Here is a 16,162-nt window from a genome sequence, read left to right on the forward strand (position 1 = left end):
TCAACCGAGCAGCAAGCCTGCTTCTTCCAACGAACCCAGGGAGTCTGTCGCTGATCGCAGAAGTGGCCCGAGTCGGCCTGGATCAGGTCACGGGCCGGTTTTCCCCGTCAGCTGATCCGCATCCTCGTAGCGTCGGCCCTGCGCCAGCAGCTGCGGGGTTTCAATGGCCGCGTTCAGGCCATCAAAATCGAGCATCCTTCCTTGCCAGGGCCGCGTGGTCTGGTGCGCCTGCAGGCTGGCGTAGTAGCCCTGCAAGGTGTGCAGCACCGCGCGCGCGGTGCCGCCCGGAAAGATCACGATCCTGAACCCGCGCGCACCCAGCTCGGCAGCACTTTGCACCGGTGTCTGCCCACCCTCGACCATGTTGGCCAGCAGTGGCACGCGCCTGGCGAATTGGGCACAGGTGCGGTCCATCTGCTCATCGGATCGCAGGGCTTCGATGAACAAGGCATCCACCCCGCACTCCAGATAACGCTCGGCCCGCTCCAGGGCCGCGTCCAGCCCTTCGACCGCCACCGCGTCGGTGCGCGCCAGGATCAGCGTGTTCGGGTCGTGCCGCGCATCGAGCGCGGCGCGCAGCTTGCCCTGCATCTCGGCCACCGGCACCACGCTTTTGCCGTCCAGGTGGCCACAGCGCTTGGGAAAGGTCTGGTCTTCGATCTGGATCATCGCGGCGCCGGCGCGTTCGAAGTCGCGCACCGTGCGCTGCGTGTTGAGCGCGTTGCCGAATCCGGTGTCGGCGTCCACGATGACCGGGATGTCCACCCGGTCGGTGATGTGGGCCAGCGTCTGGGCCACCTCGGTGGCGGTGGTCAGGCCGATGTCGGAGCGGCCGAGTCGGGTGTACGCGATGGACGCGCCCGACAGGTACACCGCCTCAAACCCGGCCTGCTGCGCCACCAGCGCGGTCAGGGCGTCGTACACGCCCGGTGCCAGCAAGGCCTTGGGCTGTTGAAGGCGTCGGGGCAGTGTGTGGGGCTGGCTCACGGTGCCGCTCCTGGTTGAAGGGTTTGAACACAGTGGGCGGCGGTGTGGGCAGCGATGTGACCGCCTGCGATGGCACTGAGCAAACCATTGCCCGACAAGTAGCCCCAGACCGCGCCGCCCGACACGCCGCGCGCCGCGCCGCCGGCGGCCAGCAGATTGGGCAGGGGCGTGCCGTCCTGGCGCAGCACCCGGGCCTGCGCGTCGATGTCGAGGCCACCCTGCGTGTGGAACAGGGCGCCGGTGACCTTGACGGCATGAAAAGGCGCCTGCAAGGCGCGCTTGAAGCTGCGCCCGGTGAGCGGGTCGCTCCCGGGCTGTACCGCGTCCAGGGTGGCCTGCAAGGCTTGCGGCGGGCAAGCCATGAGCCGCGCGAGGGCAGCGGCATCGCCGGCGTGCTGCACCGCGCCAGCGCCTTGCGCGGCCACAAAATCGGGAAAGCCCTGCGCGAATTCCAGCAGCGTGTCGTCAAACACGTTCCAGGCCACACCCCCGGGCTGCGCCAGCACGTGCACCGCGGCCTCTGAATAGCCCTGGGTCTCGTCGTGAAAGCGCTGTCCCAGGGCATTGATCTGGACACCGCCTTCCATCATCAGCGCCCACGAAATCAGCGCGCCCTGCGGGACCGCCCAGGACCCGTGACCCTGGTACGCGCCCAGATCGGCCAGGCGGGCGCCCAACTGCTCGCCCCAATGGATGGCGCTGCCATCGTTGCCCGCGTGCCCGGCGTAGGTGGCATCGGCCATTTCGGGCAGCAGGTTCCTGACCATGGCCGGGGCGCCGCCAAAGCCGTTGCAGGCCAGCACCACCACGTCGCAGCGCAGGCGTTCCACCTCGCCGCCGGGGCGCACGAAACCCACGCCGTGGACCCGCTGTTGATCGTCGGCCCACAGCTCGGTCACCTGCGCCTGCGTGAGCAGGACCACACCGGCGGCATCGGCGGCGGCCTGCAGGCGGCTCATCAAACCGGCGCCGGTCTTCTCCGGCACGGCGTGCATGCGGTGGGCGCTGTGGCCGGGGTAGAGAAAGTTGTCGAGCACCTGCCAGGGCACGCCGTGGTGCTCTTCGAGTGCGTCGAGCGCCGGGCCGATGTGGCTGGCGTAGGCCTGCACCAGGTGCGCTGCGGCCTCGCCGTGCGCCTTCGCCTGGATGTCCCTGGCGAACAGGGCCACGCTGTCGTCGATGCCCTGCGCGGCCTGCACGCGCGTGCCGGGCGCGGGAACGAAGCCCGACGACAAGGCGGTGGAACCCGCCGGGAACGCGTCGCGCTCCAGCACCACGCACTCCACCCCCAGGCGGTGCAAGGCCAGCGCGGCCGTGAGGCCGCAAGCGCCCGCGCCGATGATCACGACCGGCGTGTGGTCGTCGGCTTGCAGTTCGTGGGCAGGGCGCAGCTGCGTCAACGGTGTGGTCATGCGCTCAACCCAGTTGCTTCAAGAACGTGGCACTGTCCACCACCTCGGCCACCGAGGCCATGTCGGCCAGGGCCGCCTGGTGCGCCGCTTCGCCGAACGCGGCGCAACCATCGGACAGCACGATGACGCGGTAGTCGCGCACATGCGCATCGCGCACCGTGCTGGCCACGCCGCCGTTGGTGACGATGCCGCACACCACCAGGGTGTCCACGCCCGCTTTCTTGAGCACCCAGTCAAGCTGGGTGTTGAAGAAGGCCGAGTACGCCACCTTGAACACCGACACATCGACCAGCGGCGCCAGCACGTCCACATTGGCCTGGCCGCGGCTGCCGGGCGCAAAGTCGCCCTTGCGCAGGAAGGGGCGGCGCTCCTTGAGGTGGGCCGAGATCATGGGCTCGCCGTGTGCATCGGGCCAGAGCGTGAAGAGGCTGGCGGTGACGAGCCCGCCGCGCGCCTTGATGGCACGCGCCACCGGGGCCATGCGCGCCGGCAGCTGCACGGCCTCGGCGCTCAGCGTGTGGCCGCGCGCGTAGGCGCCGTCGGGCGCCAGAAAATCGTTCTGCAGGTCGACGATGACCATGCCCAGCCGGGCGCCTTGCAGGTTCATCTCCAGGTTCATGCGGCGCGCTCCACCAGCAGGTTGCCGAGCTTGTCGACCCGGCCTTCAAAACCCGGCTCCAGCCACACCGTGGTGTCGGGCTGTTCCAGAATCGCCGGGCCCTGCACCACGGTGCCCACGGGCAGGCTCAGGCGATCAAAGCGCTTTGCCGTCCACCACTTGCCCTGGTGGTACACGGGCTGCTCGCCCACCGGGATCGTGCGGCCCTCGCCCTGGGGTGCCAGCACCGCCAGGTCGAACTTGGGGCGGCGTCCGATGCGTGCGTAGCGCAGGTTCATTACACGGATCACCGGACCTTGCAGGGTGCGGCCAAATGCCTGTTGGTAGGCCACCTCGAACGCCGCGAGCAAACCCGCGGCGTTCAACTGCTCGCGCTTCACGGGTACCTGCAGGGTGTGGGTCTGTCCCATGTAGAGCATGTCGAAGCTGATGACCTCGTCCACGCGCACAAAGTGCACGCCGGCCGAATCCAGGCGCACCTGGCAGGCATCGGCGAGGTCGTCCACGCGCTGCAGCAGCGCCGGCCAGGCCAGGTCGGCCAGGCCCACGTTGAGGGTCTGCACCGCGTCGTGGCGCATGTCGGCCATCACGCAGCCCAGGGCCGATGTGACGCCTGGGTAACGCGGCACGATGCCGGTGGTCACGCCCACCTCGCGCATCATGGCGCAGACATGCAGGCCGCCACCACCACCGAACGGCATGTAGGCGAACTGGCGCGGATCGTGGCCGCGCTCGATCGACACCACCCGGATGGCGCCCGCCATGCGGGCATTGGCCACCGTGAGGATGGCCTCGGCCGCGGCCAGCGCCGTCAGCCCCAGGGGCTCGGCCACGTGCTGCTGGATCGCTTGTTCCGACAGACCGGCATCGAGCGCCTGCAACAGGCCACCACCCAGGGGCCGGTCGGCGGCGATGCGGCCGAGCAGCACGTTGGCGTCGGTCACGGTGGGGCGCGTGTTGCCGCGTCCATAACAGGCAGGACCGGGGATGCTGCCTGCCGACTCGGGACCGACCTGCAGCATGCCGCCCGCATCGACCGAGGCGATCGAGCCGCCGCCCGCGCCGATGGTTTCGATCTGGATCATGGGCGAGCGCACCACCAGGCCGAATTCAATGGAAGTCTGGGCCGCCAGCGCGGCTTCGCCCGCAGCCACCAGGGACACGTCGAACGAGGTGCCGCCGATGTCACCGGTGATGACGTTGGCAAAACCCGAAGCGCGGGCGATCTCGGCGCAGGCCATCACGCCCGCTGCCGGGCCCGAGAGCGCGGTGCGCACCGGCACGTCGCAAGCGGTTTGGCGCGACATCACGCCGCCGTTGCTCTGCACGATCAGCAACTCACCCGCAAAGCCCTGGGCCCGCAGGTCGCCATCCAGCCGTTGCAGGTAGCTGCCCACGACGGGCTGCAAGGCCGCGTTCAGGGTGGCGGTGGAGCAGCGTTCGAACTCGCGAATTTCCGGCAGCACCTCGCTGGCCGCCGTCACACAGTTGTTGGGCCAGATCTCGCGCACGGCGGCGACCGCCGCCTGCTCGTTCGACGGGTTGGCGTAGGCGTTGATGAAGAAGACACACACCGCTTCACAACCCTCGGCCAGCAGGGCGCGCGCCTGTGCACGCACCTGCTCGAGGTCCACGGTGGTGTGCAGCTGACCATCGGCCAGCACGCGTTCGTCCACCTCCAGGCGCCAGGCGCGCGGCACCACCGGCGTGTAGCTGCCGCGCAAACCCCAGGTCTGCGGGCGGTCGCGGCGGCGCATCTCGAGCACGTCCCGGAAGCCCCTCGTGGTGATGATGCCGGTGCGTGCCACCTTGCGCTCCAGCAGGGCGTTGGTGCCCACGGTCGTGCCGTGCACGATGGTGGCGATGTCCTTCGCGCCCCGCGCGCCGGTGGTGCCCGTGACCTGGGCAATGCCGTTCATGAAGCCGCGGGCTTCTTCGCCCCGCGTCGACGGCACTTTGACAATGCGCGCCTGACCGGTTTTTTCATCGAGCACGAACAGGTCGGTGAAGGTGCCGCCGACATCGACGCCGACCACCCAGTGCGGTTGGTTCAGTGTGGAAGCGCTCATGCAGGTTCTTTCGTGTAGCCCAGCGCGGCGTCGCGCTGGCGGTCTTCGATCGATCGGTTTGCCGGCGTTCCCCATCCGCCGCCACCGGGGGTCTGCAGGCGCACACGGTCCCCTTTTTTCAGCTGGATGCCCAGCATCTTGGACACCATGGGCGGGGTCTTCCACTCGCCGTTCTGGCGGTACTCGAACACGTTGGGCATGGCGGGCTGGCCACCGTGGATGCCCTTGGGCGCGGACTTGCCGCGCTCACCGAAGATGAAGGCTTCGGCGCTGTCTTCCAGCAGTTCGATTTCATAGATCGCGCCCAGGCCACCGCGGTGCTGGCCATCGCCACCCGAGCCCGGGCGCAAGGCCCACTGCGTGAAGCGCACCGGGTAGGCCGCCTCCAGAATTTCCAGCGGCGGAATCGTCGCGGTGGAGATGGGCGCGTTGCCGTGGGACAGGCCGTCGCCATCGGAATGGCCGCCGTGCCCGCCGCCGAAGAAGCTGAACATCACCCAGCGCTGACCCTTGCGTTTGTCGTCGGTGCGGTGACCGGCGATCGACAGGGCGTTGATGGTGCCGTAGGCATGGGCCACAGCGCGCTGCGGATCGGCCAGCGCCGTGGCGCTGAAGATCACGTCGATCATGCGCAGGATGGTTTCGGTGTATCCCCCCACCGGACGCGGGCGCGCCGCGCTGATCACCAGACCATCGGGCATCACAAAATCCACCGCGTCGAGCACGCCCGCGTTGGCCGGCACGTCGGGGAAGATGTGCTTCAGGGCCACATAACAAGCCGCCACCGCCGTCGCGCGCGAAATGTTCACCGGCCCCGCGCATTGCGACGAGGTGCGCGAGAAGTCCAGCGTGAGCCGGTCACCGGCCACGGTCATGTCCAGCGCAATGGTCAGCAACTCGTCCTTCACGCCGTCGTTGTCCAGCACGTCTTCGAAGCTGTAGCGCCCATCGGGCAGGCTGGCGATGTGCGAGCGCATCAGGCGCACGGCGCGGCTGCGCAGCTCCACCAGGGCCTGGGCCACTTTGGTTTCGGTGTATTCGTCGAGCAAGCCGTCCAGCCGGCGCGCACCGAGTTCCAGCGCGGCCAGCTGTCCGTTCAGGTCGCCCCACAGGCTGTCGGGCAGGCGGGTGTTGGCCCGCAGGATGGCCAGCACGTCGTCGTCGAGCACGCCCGCGCGCAGGATGCGCACCGGGGGAATTTGGACCGCCTCCTGCCAGCACTCGGTGGCCGCCGGGTTGTAGTTGCCCGGCACCGCGCCGCCCACGTCGTGCCAGTGCGCGGCCGACGCCAGGAAACAGAACAACTGCCCGTCGCGGAAGCAGGGTCGCACCAGCTTGAAATCGTTGGCGTGCGTGCCGCCCTCGTAAGGATCGTTGAACAGCCACACATCACCGGGCTGCATGCCGCCGCGCTCCGCGGCCACGCGCATGGCGGCGCGCACGGCAAAGGCCATGGCACCCACAAACACCGGCAGACCCGACTTGCCCTGGATCAGGGTGTCGCCGGTGGTGGCGTCGTAAAGGCCGTGGCAGGCGTCGTGGGCCTCGGCAATGATGGGGTTGAACGCGCTGCGGTAGAGCGTGGCGTCCATCTCGTCGGCGATCTGCTCCAGCCGGCCGCGCAACACGGCCAGCGTGACCGGGTCCATCGCGGTGGGGGTGGTTGTTTCTGAAACCATCGGGTTCATCCTTGCATGCGTTGTTTGAGCACGGGCAGCAAACCGCCCGCATCGACCATGTCCATCAAAAAATCCGGGATCGCGTGGCACGCGAGGCGCTGGCCGTTGGCGCGCACCACCTCGGGGTTCGCACCGTCGAGCTGCAGTGCAATGCGCTCGCCTTCGTCGATGTCGCCGGCCTGCGGGCAGGTGAGCAACAGCAAGCCCAGGTTGAAGGCGTTGCGGAAGTACAGGCCGCTGTAGGACGGCGCGATCACCGCGGCCAGGCCCAGATGCCGCAACACGCCGGCGGCCTGCTCGCGCGACGAACCGATGCCGAAGTTGGCGCCGGCCACCAGCACATCGCCCGGGCGCATGCCCGCTGCAAAGTCGGGGCGCAAGGCTTCGAGGCAGTGCAGACCGATCACGTCCAGGCCGTGTTTCATGTAGGCGCCCGGTGCCAGGGCATCGGTGTCCACGTCGGCGCCCAGGCGCCAGGCGCGGGCATGCTCGACACTGCGCCGGGTCATGCCAGGATCTCCCGCGCGTCGCTGATGTGGCCGCGCAAGGCCGACGCGGCCACGGTGTAGGGTGAGGCGAGGTACACGTTGACACTGGCCGGGCCCATGCGACCCTTGAAGTTGCGCGCGGTGCTGGAGATGACGGTGGCGCCTTCGGGAAACGTGGCGCCGTACCCGGCGCAGGCACCGCAGCTGTTGGGGAGCAAGGTGGCGCCGGCGTCCAGCAACACCTGCATCACGCCCTCGGATTCGGCCTGCGCTTGCTCGCGCGCACTGGCGGGCGCCACCAGCAGCTGAACGCCCGCGGCCACGCGCCGGCCCCGGAGCACCGAGGCCGCGGCCCGCAGGTCTTCCAGCTTGGCGCCGGTGCAGGCGCCGATGTAGGCAATGCCGGGCTTCACGTCGGCAAACTCGGCCACGTCGCGGGTGTTGGCCGGGCTGTGCGGCGCGGCCACCTGCGGACTGAGCCGCGAGGCATCAAAGCTGTGCTGCTCGAACTCGGCGTCTTCGTCGGTGAACCACTGTTCGGCACCTTCGAGCTGGTCGGCCGGCACGCCCACCGACCTCAGCCAATCCAGGGTCGTTTCGTCGGCCGCGATCAGGCCCGCCTGCGCGCCCAGCTCGGCGCTCATGTTGGACAAGGTCATGCGCTCGGCCATGGACAAGGCCCGCACGGCGCTGCCGGCAAACTCCACCGCCTGGTACTGGCCGCCGTTCATGCCCAGGCGGGCAATCGTGTGCAGCATCATGTCCTTGGCCGACACACCGGGCTGCAAGCGGCCCGCCCAGTGCATGCGCAAGGTGCGCGGCACCTGCACCCAGATCTGACCTGTGACGCACACGCCCAGCATTTCGGTCGCGCCGATGCCGAACATGTAGCTGCCGAACGCGCCACCGGTGGGTGAATGGGAGTCTCCACCCACGCCGAACATGCCGGGGCGCAGGTGGCCGCGCTCGGGCAGCACCACATGGCAGATGCCCTCACTGTCGATCACATGGGGCAGTTTCCACTGCCGGGCGGTGTCGCGCGTGAACTGCACGATCTTCTGCGCGTCGGCATCCTGTGCCGGCACGTAGTGGTCGAGCACCAGCACCACCTTGTTCGTGTCCCAGATGGAGGCGCCCAGCTCGTCGAGCATGGGCTTGAGTCGGCGCGGACCCGACGAGTCGTGGAACATGGCCAGGTCTACCTCGCAGGTGACCACCTCGCCCACGGCGACCTGGCTGCGGCCGGCGGCACGGGCGATGAGTTTTTGCGCCAGGGTCTGAGGCGGCAGGTTGTGCATGCTCATGGCGCCTCACATGCCCAGATAGGCTTTGCGCAGGGTGTCGCTGGCCAGCAGCTCGGCCGGGGTGCCGGTGAAACGGATGTGGCCGTTCTCCATCACATACGCACGGTCGGCGATGTCCAGGGACTGCCCCACGTTCTGCTCGACCAGCAGCACCGCCAGGCCACCGCTGCGCAGTTGCGAGATCAGGCCGAACATCTCTTCGACGAGCAGCGGCGACAGGCCCAGCGAAGGTTCGTCCAGGATCAGCAGGCGCGGCTCGGCCATGAGGCCCCTGCCGATGGCCAGCATCTGCTGCTCGCCACCACTGAGCGTGCCCGCCAGCTGGGCCATCCGTTCTTTCAGGCGCGGGAAGGTGTCGTACACCTTCTCCAGATTCTGGATGCGGCGCTCACGCCCGCGGGTGAAGGCGCCCAGCTCCAGGTTTTCGTGCACGCTGAGGTTGGGGAACACCTTGCGGCCCTCGGGCACCTGGATCAGGCCATGCATGACCACCTTCTGGTAATGCAGACCGGTGATGTCGTTGCCGTCAAACTGCACCCGCCCTGCCCGGGTGTTCACCAGGCCGCTGAGCGTGAGGTTGAGCGTGGTCTTGCCCGCGCCGTTGCTGCCCAGCAGCGCCACGGTCTCGCCGGGCATCACATGCAGGTCGACACCGCGCAGGACTTCGATCGCACCATAGCCCGACTTGAGGCCTTGCACATTCAACAGGGCGGTCATGACTGAACCTCTTTACCGGCTTCGCCGCGAACGGTGTCGCCTGCCACGACTTTTTGCAAACGCTCGGCCGCACCGTGGCCCAGATAGGCCTCCACCACGGCCTTGTCGTTCGTCACATCGGCCGGTGTGCCGTGTGCAATGAGTTGACCCTGTGCCAGCACCCAGACCTCTTGCGCCAGACTCATCACAGCCTGCATGACGTGTTCGATCATGAGGACCGTGACGCCACTGTTGGCAATGCCCTGTACCACCGGAATCATGTCGGCAATTTCCTGCGGGTTCAGCCCTGCGAGCACCTCGTCGAGCAACAGGAGGCGCGGTCGAGTGGCCAGAGCCCGCGCCAGCTCCAGCCGCTTGCGTCCGGCCACGGTGAGGTCGCTGGCCAGCTTGTCGAGTTGGGCCGTGAGCCCCACTTGCTGCGCCACCGATTCGGCCCGGGCCAGTGCCTGCGCCCGGCCGGGCACATGCAGGTGCGCTCCAACTGCAATGTTCTCGCGCACGGTCTGGGCCGCAAACGGCTGCACGATCTGGAAGGTGCGGGTCATGCCCATGCGGGCATTCAGGTGGGGGGCCTGACCGGTGATGTCACGCCCGGCAAAACTCACGCGCCCGGTGTCGGGTTTGATGAAGCCCGACATCAGCGCGAACAAGGTGGTCTTGCCAGCTCCGTTGGGACCGATCAGGGCACTCAGGCGCCCCTCGGTGACCGACAGACTGACGTTCTGCACCGCCCTGAGACCACCGAAGGATTTGCCCACACCTTCGATCTGCAGAATGGCGCTCATGGCTTGTCACCGCTTGACGGTTTGTTGCCGCGCAGCCACTGCAAGGGCGTGATCGCGCCCAGGCCAGCGACGCCACGCGGCAGGAACATCACGATGACGATCAGCACCACGCCGTAGATGACCATGTTGATCCCGGGCAGCTGACCGAACAGGTTGCGCGTGAGGTCGGCCAGGATGTGCAGACCCACCGCCCCGAGCAGTGGCCCCCACAGCGTGCCCAGGCCACCCACGATGGCGCCCACCAGCGCCTCGACCGAGGTGTGCGAACCGAATGCGATGGAGGGGTCGATGTACTGGAACACCTGCACATAGAACGCTCCGCCCGCGCCCATGAGGCCACCCGAGATGATGGTGGCCACCAGCTTGACGCTGAATGGGTTCACGCCAATGGCGCGTGCGGCGTCTTCGTTGTCGCGTACCGCCTGGAGGTAGGCGCCAAACCGGGAGTGGCGCAGCCAGGCGGTGATGCACAGCGCCAGCGTGACCAGACCCAGCATGAGCCAGATGAAACCCGACCGGTCAACGAACTGCATGTTGGAGGCCGACGCATCGAGTGGCAGCATCAGCCCCACACCGGCGCCTGTGAAGGGAACGGACGTGGCCAGGATGCGAAACACTTCGGCAAAGGCCAGCGTGACCAGCGCGAAATACGATCCTTTGAGGCCATATCGAAACGAGGCCGCACCCACGAAGGCGCCCACCGCGGCGGCAAAGGCCATGGCCAGCGGCAGGGCCACCCATGGGCTCATGCCCCACTGCATCTGTGCGATGGCCTGCACATAGGCACCGGTGCCAAAGAACAGCGCGTGGCCAAACGAAAACTGGCCTCCAAAACCACCCAACACGTTCCACGCTTGCGAGAGCAGGCAGGCGTACAGCGCGGTCATGACGAAGTTGAGCAGCACACCAGATTCGGTGAAGAAAGGCACCGCGCCGACCAGCAGGACAAACAGCGCTATGTTGCGAAGGTCTTTCATGCTTTCGCTCCAAAGAATCCTTGAGGCCTGAGCATGAGCACCGCAATGAAGATGACAAAAATGCCGACCTGCCCCAGCGACTCACCGAGCAGCAAGCCACCCAGCGACTCCACCACGCCAATCAGCAAACCACCGAGCAAGGCGCCGGCAAAACTGCCCATGCCGCCGAGCACCACGATCGTGAAGGCCACCAGCACGAAGCCGTTGCCCACCTGCGGGTTGACGTAGTAAGCCGGCATCAGGAAACAGGCCGCCGCGCCCAGGCTCGCCAGCCCGAGGCCGAAGCACATGGCGTACACGTGGTCCACATCGATGCCCATGAGGCGAGCGCCCTGCTTCTCTTTGGACACCGCGCGAATGGCGCGGCCCAGGTCGGTTTTCTGAACGATCAGCAGCAGCACCGCCGACACCACCAGCGCACCACCAAACGCCACCAGCTTGGGCAGCGCGATGAAGGCGGGGCCGATCTCCACCGTGGTCAGCGTGTAGGCGGTCTCGATGGTGCGCGTGTCCGATTTGAAGAACAGCAGCGCAAGGTTCTCCAGCACGATGGACACGCCCAGCGTGACGAGCAGGATGTTTTCGTCCCGCCCGTGGCTGGCGCGGTTGATGACACCGCGTTGCAGCGCATAGCCCAGCACGAACATGGCCGGCACCATGATCGGCAAGGCCAGGTAAGGATCCACCCCGAACTTGTGCTTGAGCATGTACACGCCATACAGCGCCACCATCAAGGCCGCGCCGTGCGCGAAATTGATGATGTGCAGCACGCCGTAGATCAGCGTCAGGCCCAGTGCAATCAGCGCGTACACGGCACCGGTGGTGATGCCGTTGAGCACCGATGGGAACAGGATGTTCAGGTCAAGCATCAGGGGATCCTGGCGATCAGGCCTTGAGCGGGAAGATCGGCTCCACTTCGCGGAATTCGCGCGGCACGATCACCTTGATGTCGCCCTTCTGCACCTGGGTCATCAGAGGCCGCGCGCCGGTGTTTTGTCCATTGACGAACTGCGTCGGGCCGTACGGCATGATGTGATCGGCAAACTTGCTGGCGGTCAGTGCATCGATGATGGCGGCTCGATCGGTCGACTTGGCGCGCTCGATGGCATCGGCCAGCAGCTTCATGGCCGTGTAAGTCATGAACACTTCGTAGCTGAAGAACTGGCCCTGCGCTTCAACGCGCTTGCGCAGGTCGGCCGAGCGCTTGTCTTTCGGGTTGAACCAGTGGTTGCAGTCGATGATGCCGTTGGCCGCGTCCGGGAACTCCTTGACGAACTTGTAACTTGACGCAGCACCACCCAGCACCGAATAGATCGCCTTGGGCGTGATCTTCTGCTGCTGCAGGGTGCGCACCAGCAGCGCGTACTCGTTGTAGTAGTTGGCCGGGATCAGGATGTCGGGATTGACCTGCCGGATGCGCAGCGCGATGTTGTTGAAGTCGCGCGTGGGATTGGCGTGCTTGATGATTTCCTTCACCTCGTACCCGTAGCCCGGCAGCTCGGCGGCCAGCAGGTTGGCGGTACCGGTACCGAACAACGACTCCTCGTGCACGATCATCACGGTGCGGGCAGGCTTGCCCGCTGCTGTGTTCAGCGCGTGCAGGCTGGCCACGGCCGTCTGGGCGCACATCTTGTAGCCCGGGCCGAATCGGAAGGTGTTCTTCAGGCCGCGCTCGACGATCTGATCGGCCACCCCCACATCCACCACATGGGGCAGGTTGTATTTGGCCGCTGCCTGCGTGGTGGCCAGGCAGATGGCCGAGGCAAAAGCCCCCACCACGGCGCTGACACCGGCTTCGTTCATCTTCTCGATTTCGGCGGTGCCCGCCTGCGGGCTCGACTGCGCGTCGCCCAGCATGGCTTCGATTTTGGCGCCTCCGAGCGACTTGATGCCGCCGGCGTTGTTGATGTCCTCAATGGCCAGCATTGCACCCAGGCGACACTGCTGGCCCGAATAGGCCAGGGCGCCCGTGACAGGGTGCAACACACCGATCTTGATGGGCCTGGGCTGTGCCCCGGCGACCAGAGGGAACGCGAGTGCCGAGGCCGCAGCAGCGGACTGGCTCATGAAGTTGCGACGTGTGGTCATCGGTACATCCTTTATGAAAGTCAATGAAAGTTGGCAGACAGCTCTCGGCTTACCCACACTTTGGCGTCAATGTCGCCAACACGGGATAACTGCATCTGGTACTCGTACCGGTCTGGTCGGTACAGTCCGTGCAGCCATTGGACGGGACGTTCGTCCTCGTCGTAAATCAGACGCCGCACCGCCAGCAAGGCCGATCCGACGGAAACATCGAGGTGCTGGGCCATGCTGACGTCGGCCAGGCGCGCCGAGATGGTCTGCTCGGCCCTGCCCACCTTCACGCCCGACTCTTCCAGCAGCACCAGAATGGGCTTTTGTGCCAGCTCGCGCTTGCCGAAGCTTGACGAAATCGCGTCGGGTACCCAGGTGGTGATGTGCGACAAAGGCCCGTCGGAAGTGCTGCGCACGCGCGCGGCTTTCTGCACCAGGTCGCCGCGTTGCAGCCTCAGAGCCTCGGCCACATCCGCCGGAGCCCGCATGCGCTCCACCGACAACACCTTGACCTTGGTGCGCATGCCCATCGCCACCAGGTTTTCCAGCAGCCCCGTCAAACGCACCTGCTTGCCCGAAGCCAGGGTCGAGGCCTGCATGTGGGCCTCCTGCCCGTGGGCCACGACAGGGCGAGTGCCGCGCCCGGGCTCGCGCAAGATCAAACCTTCTTCTGCCAGTTGCAGCAGTGCCCGTCGCACCGTGACACGAGCCACGCTGAACTGTTCCATCAAGGCCAGCTCCCCCGGCAAGCCGGCTTCAAACTGACCATCGCGCAACTGTTGGCGCAACACCAAGTAGATCTGGTGGTACTTGGGCAGTGGCAATTGTGTGTCCATGCCGCTATCGTGAGATAGCCAGAATGTTCCGTCAATAGAACATTCAAGTCTTATTGATGGGACATTTGATTGGGGGTTTCCCGAGGGTGCCCATCGCCGGCTGGAGACGCTGCGCTGGGCCTTCTGCGGCGGGGCCGACGTGCACATTGCTGGTCGCCAGCCTGGCGGTGGTGTGGTGGGTGTTCAAGACCGGATGGCGGATCTGGCGCTGAGTCTGCGGGTTGGAACAGGCGCTAGGGCCTGTTCACACTATTTTCCAAGTGCGAATGGGTTGAAAACAGCGCCAATCGAGGCGCGCGACGACGGCCAGACTGGGTGTCTGGCCTAGGAGTGCAACGACGAGTGGCGCTGTTTTCAACCCATTCCCTTCGGGTTGCNAAAAAGGCCATGCGCCGCGTTGCGAAGCCTCGCCGGGCCACCGGCCCGTCTGCGTTTCGCGCCTTGCGCATGGCCTTTTTGATCCGCAACGCATCTTGGAAAATAGTGTGAACAGACCCTAGTCCTTGTCCGGGCCACCCTTGTGCTTCTTGTAGCTGTGGATGAAACGCCCGAACGCCTTGTCCTTGTTGCGTCGTTCGGCCAGTGACAGGTCGTGGAACTCCGACTCCTTGCGCAGCTTCAGATAGTTCTGCAGGTGCTTTTCACTGGTCTCGTTCCGTTCAACCGCCGCACGCACCGCGCAACCCGGCTCACTGTCGTGGGTGCAGTCGGGAAAGCGGCACTGGCTCGCCAGCGCAGCGATGTCGGCAAACGTTTCTTCGATACCAACGCCTGCGCCCAGCATGCCCAGTTCTCGCATGCCGGGCATGTCGATCAGCAGCGCACCGTTCGCCAGCACGATCAGGTGGCGCCGCGTGGTGGTGTGGCGCCCCTCCCCCGTGTGGCTGACCTCTCGGGTTTCCAGATCCCCGTCGCCCAGCAAGCGGTTGATCAGCGTCGTCTTGCCCACGCCCGATGAGCCCAGGAGGCAGTAGGTCTTGCCCGGCGTCATGAGTGCGCGAACCTGGTCCACGCCCTCACCCGTCACGTTGCTCACGCAGACCACCTGGGCATCTACGCCCACCAGCCGTATCTGCGCGATCTGGCGCTCCAGCGCTTGCGGGCTGACCAGGTCCGTCTTCGTCAGCAGCACCACGGGCTCGATACGGCCATCCCGAGCCATCACCAGGTAGCGCTCGAGCCGGGGAATGTTGAAGTCGAAGTGGCACGACTGCATGATGAAAGCCACGTCGATGTTGGCGGCGATCATCTGGAACTCGACGTCCCGCCCCGCAGCCTTGCGCCGCAGGAAAGAACGCCGCGGCAGCACGCTGTGGATGCTCGCCTGGGTGCCGGCATCGCGGTAGCGCACGCCCACCCAGTCGCCCACACAAGGCAGATCGACTGAAGACTCGGCCAGATGCAGCAGCTTGCCCGTCAGCTCGGCGGGCACCTCGCCCTCCTCGTTGCGCACAAGGTAGCGACTGCGGTCGACAGCGGTGACCCGGGCAGCAGACAGTTCCAGCGCCGCCAGTTCGCTGGCTTGGCCCGCCAGCCAGGGATCCAGACCCAGTTCACTCAGGTTCATGTTCAAAGTGTAGCCAAGGCGTGGTGCCGCAAGCAGCTGGCGATCCCCTCTTGACGGGTGGCTGCTCGCGGGCGTGAAGGCCAGACTTCGGCTATCGGCTGAGAGCAGCCGTCGGTGATGAGCAACTTTTTTTCATCAGACTCGCGGGCGGGTTGAGAAATACAACGGGCTGATGCGGATCGAAGAGGCGCCGGGTGTCACGGCCTTCCATGCAGGCTGCAGAGCGTTTGTGCGCTGACCTGGCATGTGGTCAATGGACCATCCGTGAAACGGGCGTCCCCGACTTCAGCCGTCAACTTGCGGATCGGAAATGGCGACCATCGTTCTCTCTTCCAACGGGTTCACCTGAGCGCTCTTCGCTGCAGTGTTCGCGGCGCTCACGGCGATCTTTGCCATCGGCAAGTGGTCGAGCCCCTTCGAACTGTCGGGCCTGGCCACGGTCGTATCGTGGGCGTGCTATTTCCGGGGGTTCAAAAGGCGGGCGGCTCTTGAGCCGACGTTGGGGGGCGGCAGCCGATGGTCGACAGCAGAATCTCGACCTGACGTGCTGATTTGCCGCAGCACCGCTTCATGAAACTACAATAGTTGCATGAAAAGAGATAGCCGCCTTTCCGGCGTCCTCCACTGCCGGCTCGCCGCTAGCAGC

At 66.2% G+C, this 16,162-nt stretch carries 14 protein-coding genes; all 14 read right to left on the reverse strand.

Annotation, left to right across the window (positions count from 1 at the left end):
- Positions 1–87 precede the first annotated feature (87 nt).
- The 14 genes from ASE11_RS02395 to rsgA all read right to left on the reverse strand — a co-directional run bounded on the left by ASE11_RS02395 (position 88) and on the right by rsgA (position 15,516).
- On the reverse strand, positions 88–987 hold the full coding sequence (locus tag ASE11_RS02395) for an isocitrate lyase/PEP mutase family protein (protein WP_200959301.1): 900 nt from the start codon (positions 985–987) through the stop codon (positions 88–90).
- On the reverse strand, positions 984–2,399 hold the full coding sequence (locus tag ASE11_RS02400) for an FAD-dependent oxidoreductase (protein WP_056265309.1): 1,416 nt from the start codon (positions 2,397–2,399) through the stop codon (positions 984–986). Before ASE11_RS02400 ends, ASE11_RS02395 begins: the two co-directional genes overlap by 4 nt.
- Before the next feature lie 4 nt (positions 2,400–2,403).
- Positions 2,404–3,018: a cysteine hydrolase family protein gene (locus ASE11_RS02405; RefSeq protein WP_056265311.1), complete on the reverse strand. Its 615-nt coding sequence runs from the start codon at positions 3,016–3,018 to the stop codon at positions 2,404–2,406.
- A complete protein-coding gene (locus ASE11_RS02410) occupies positions 3,015–5,087 on the reverse strand; it encodes a hydantoinase/oxoprolinase family protein (protein WP_056265313.1) in 2,073 nt (690 codons plus the stop codon). Before ASE11_RS02410 ends, ASE11_RS02405 begins: the two co-directional genes overlap by 4 nt.
- Entirely contained in the window at positions 5,084–6,766 is a 1,683-nt protein-coding gene (locus ASE11_RS02415) for a hydantoinase B/oxoprolinase family protein (RefSeq protein ID WP_235501162.1), read from the reverse strand. Before ASE11_RS02415 ends, ASE11_RS02410 begins: the two co-directional genes overlap by 4 nt.
- Positions 6,767–6,771: 5 nt before the next feature.
- Positions 6,772–7,275 carry a 3-isopropylmalate dehydratase gene (locus tag ASE11_RS02420; RefSeq protein ID WP_056265318.1) on the reverse strand — a complete coding sequence of 168 codons (504 nt, stop codon included), beginning with the start codon at positions 7,273–7,275 and terminating at the stop codon, positions 6,772–6,774.
- Positions 7,272–8,558 (reverse strand): 3-isopropylmalate dehydratase large subunit, encoded by a 1,287-nt coding sequence (locus tag ASE11_RS02425; protein ID WP_056265320.1) that lies wholly within the window; start codon positions 8,556–8,558, stop codon positions 7,272–7,274. Before ASE11_RS02425 ends, ASE11_RS02420 begins: the two co-directional genes overlap by 4 nt.
- A gap of 6 nt (positions 8,559–8,564) precedes the next feature.
- The gene (locus ASE11_RS02430; protein ID WP_056265323.1) at positions 8,565–9,275 is read right to left on the reverse strand and encodes an ABC transporter ATP-binding protein; all 711 of its coding nucleotides are present in this window, start codon (positions 9,273–9,275) and stop codon (positions 8,565–8,567) included.
- The gene (locus tag ASE11_RS02435; protein WP_056265326.1) at positions 9,272–10,060 is read right to left on the reverse strand and encodes an ABC transporter ATP-binding protein; all 789 of its coding nucleotides are present in this window, start codon (positions 10,058–10,060) and stop codon (positions 9,272–9,274) included. The genes ASE11_RS02430 and ASE11_RS02435 overlap by 4 nt, the downstream gene beginning before the upstream one ends.
- Positions 10,057–11,037, reverse strand: coding sequence for a branched-chain amino acid ABC transporter permease (locus tag ASE11_RS02440; RefSeq protein ID WP_056265329.1), 981 nt, complete (start codon positions 11,035–11,037; stop codon positions 10,057–10,059). Before ASE11_RS02440 ends, ASE11_RS02435 begins: the two co-directional genes overlap by 4 nt.
- Positions 11,034–11,906: a branched-chain amino acid ABC transporter permease gene (locus ASE11_RS02445; RefSeq protein WP_056265332.1), complete on the reverse strand. Its 873-nt coding sequence runs from the start codon at positions 11,904–11,906 to the stop codon at positions 11,034–11,036. The genes ASE11_RS02440 and ASE11_RS02445 overlap by 4 nt, the downstream gene beginning before the upstream one ends.
- Before the next feature lie 16 nt (positions 11,907–11,922).
- Positions 11,923–13,125 carry an ABC transporter substrate-binding protein gene (locus tag ASE11_RS02450; protein ID WP_056265335.1) on the reverse strand — a complete coding sequence of 401 codons (1,203 nt, stop codon included), beginning with the start codon at positions 13,123–13,125 and terminating at the stop codon, positions 11,923–11,925.
- 20 nt (positions 13,126–13,145) lie between these two features.
- A complete protein-coding gene (locus ASE11_RS02455) occupies positions 13,146–13,949 on the reverse strand; it encodes a GntR family transcriptional regulator (RefSeq protein WP_056265338.1) in 804 nt (267 codons plus the stop codon).
- Positions 13,950–14,445: 496 nt separating this feature from the next.
- Positions 14,446–15,516 (reverse strand): ribosome small subunit-dependent GTPase A, encoded by a 1,071-nt coding sequence (gene rsgA / locus ASE11_RS02460; RefSeq protein ID WP_056265341.1) that lies wholly within the window; start codon positions 15,514–15,516, stop codon positions 14,446–14,448.
- Positions 15,517–16,162 lie beyond the last annotated feature (646 nt).

The sequence above is a fragment of the Hydrogenophaga sp. Root209 genome, from assembly GCF_001428625.1.
In the GTDB taxonomy this organism is placed as follows: Bacteria; Pseudomonadota; Gammaproteobacteria; order Burkholderiales; family Burkholderiaceae_C; genus Hydrogenophaga.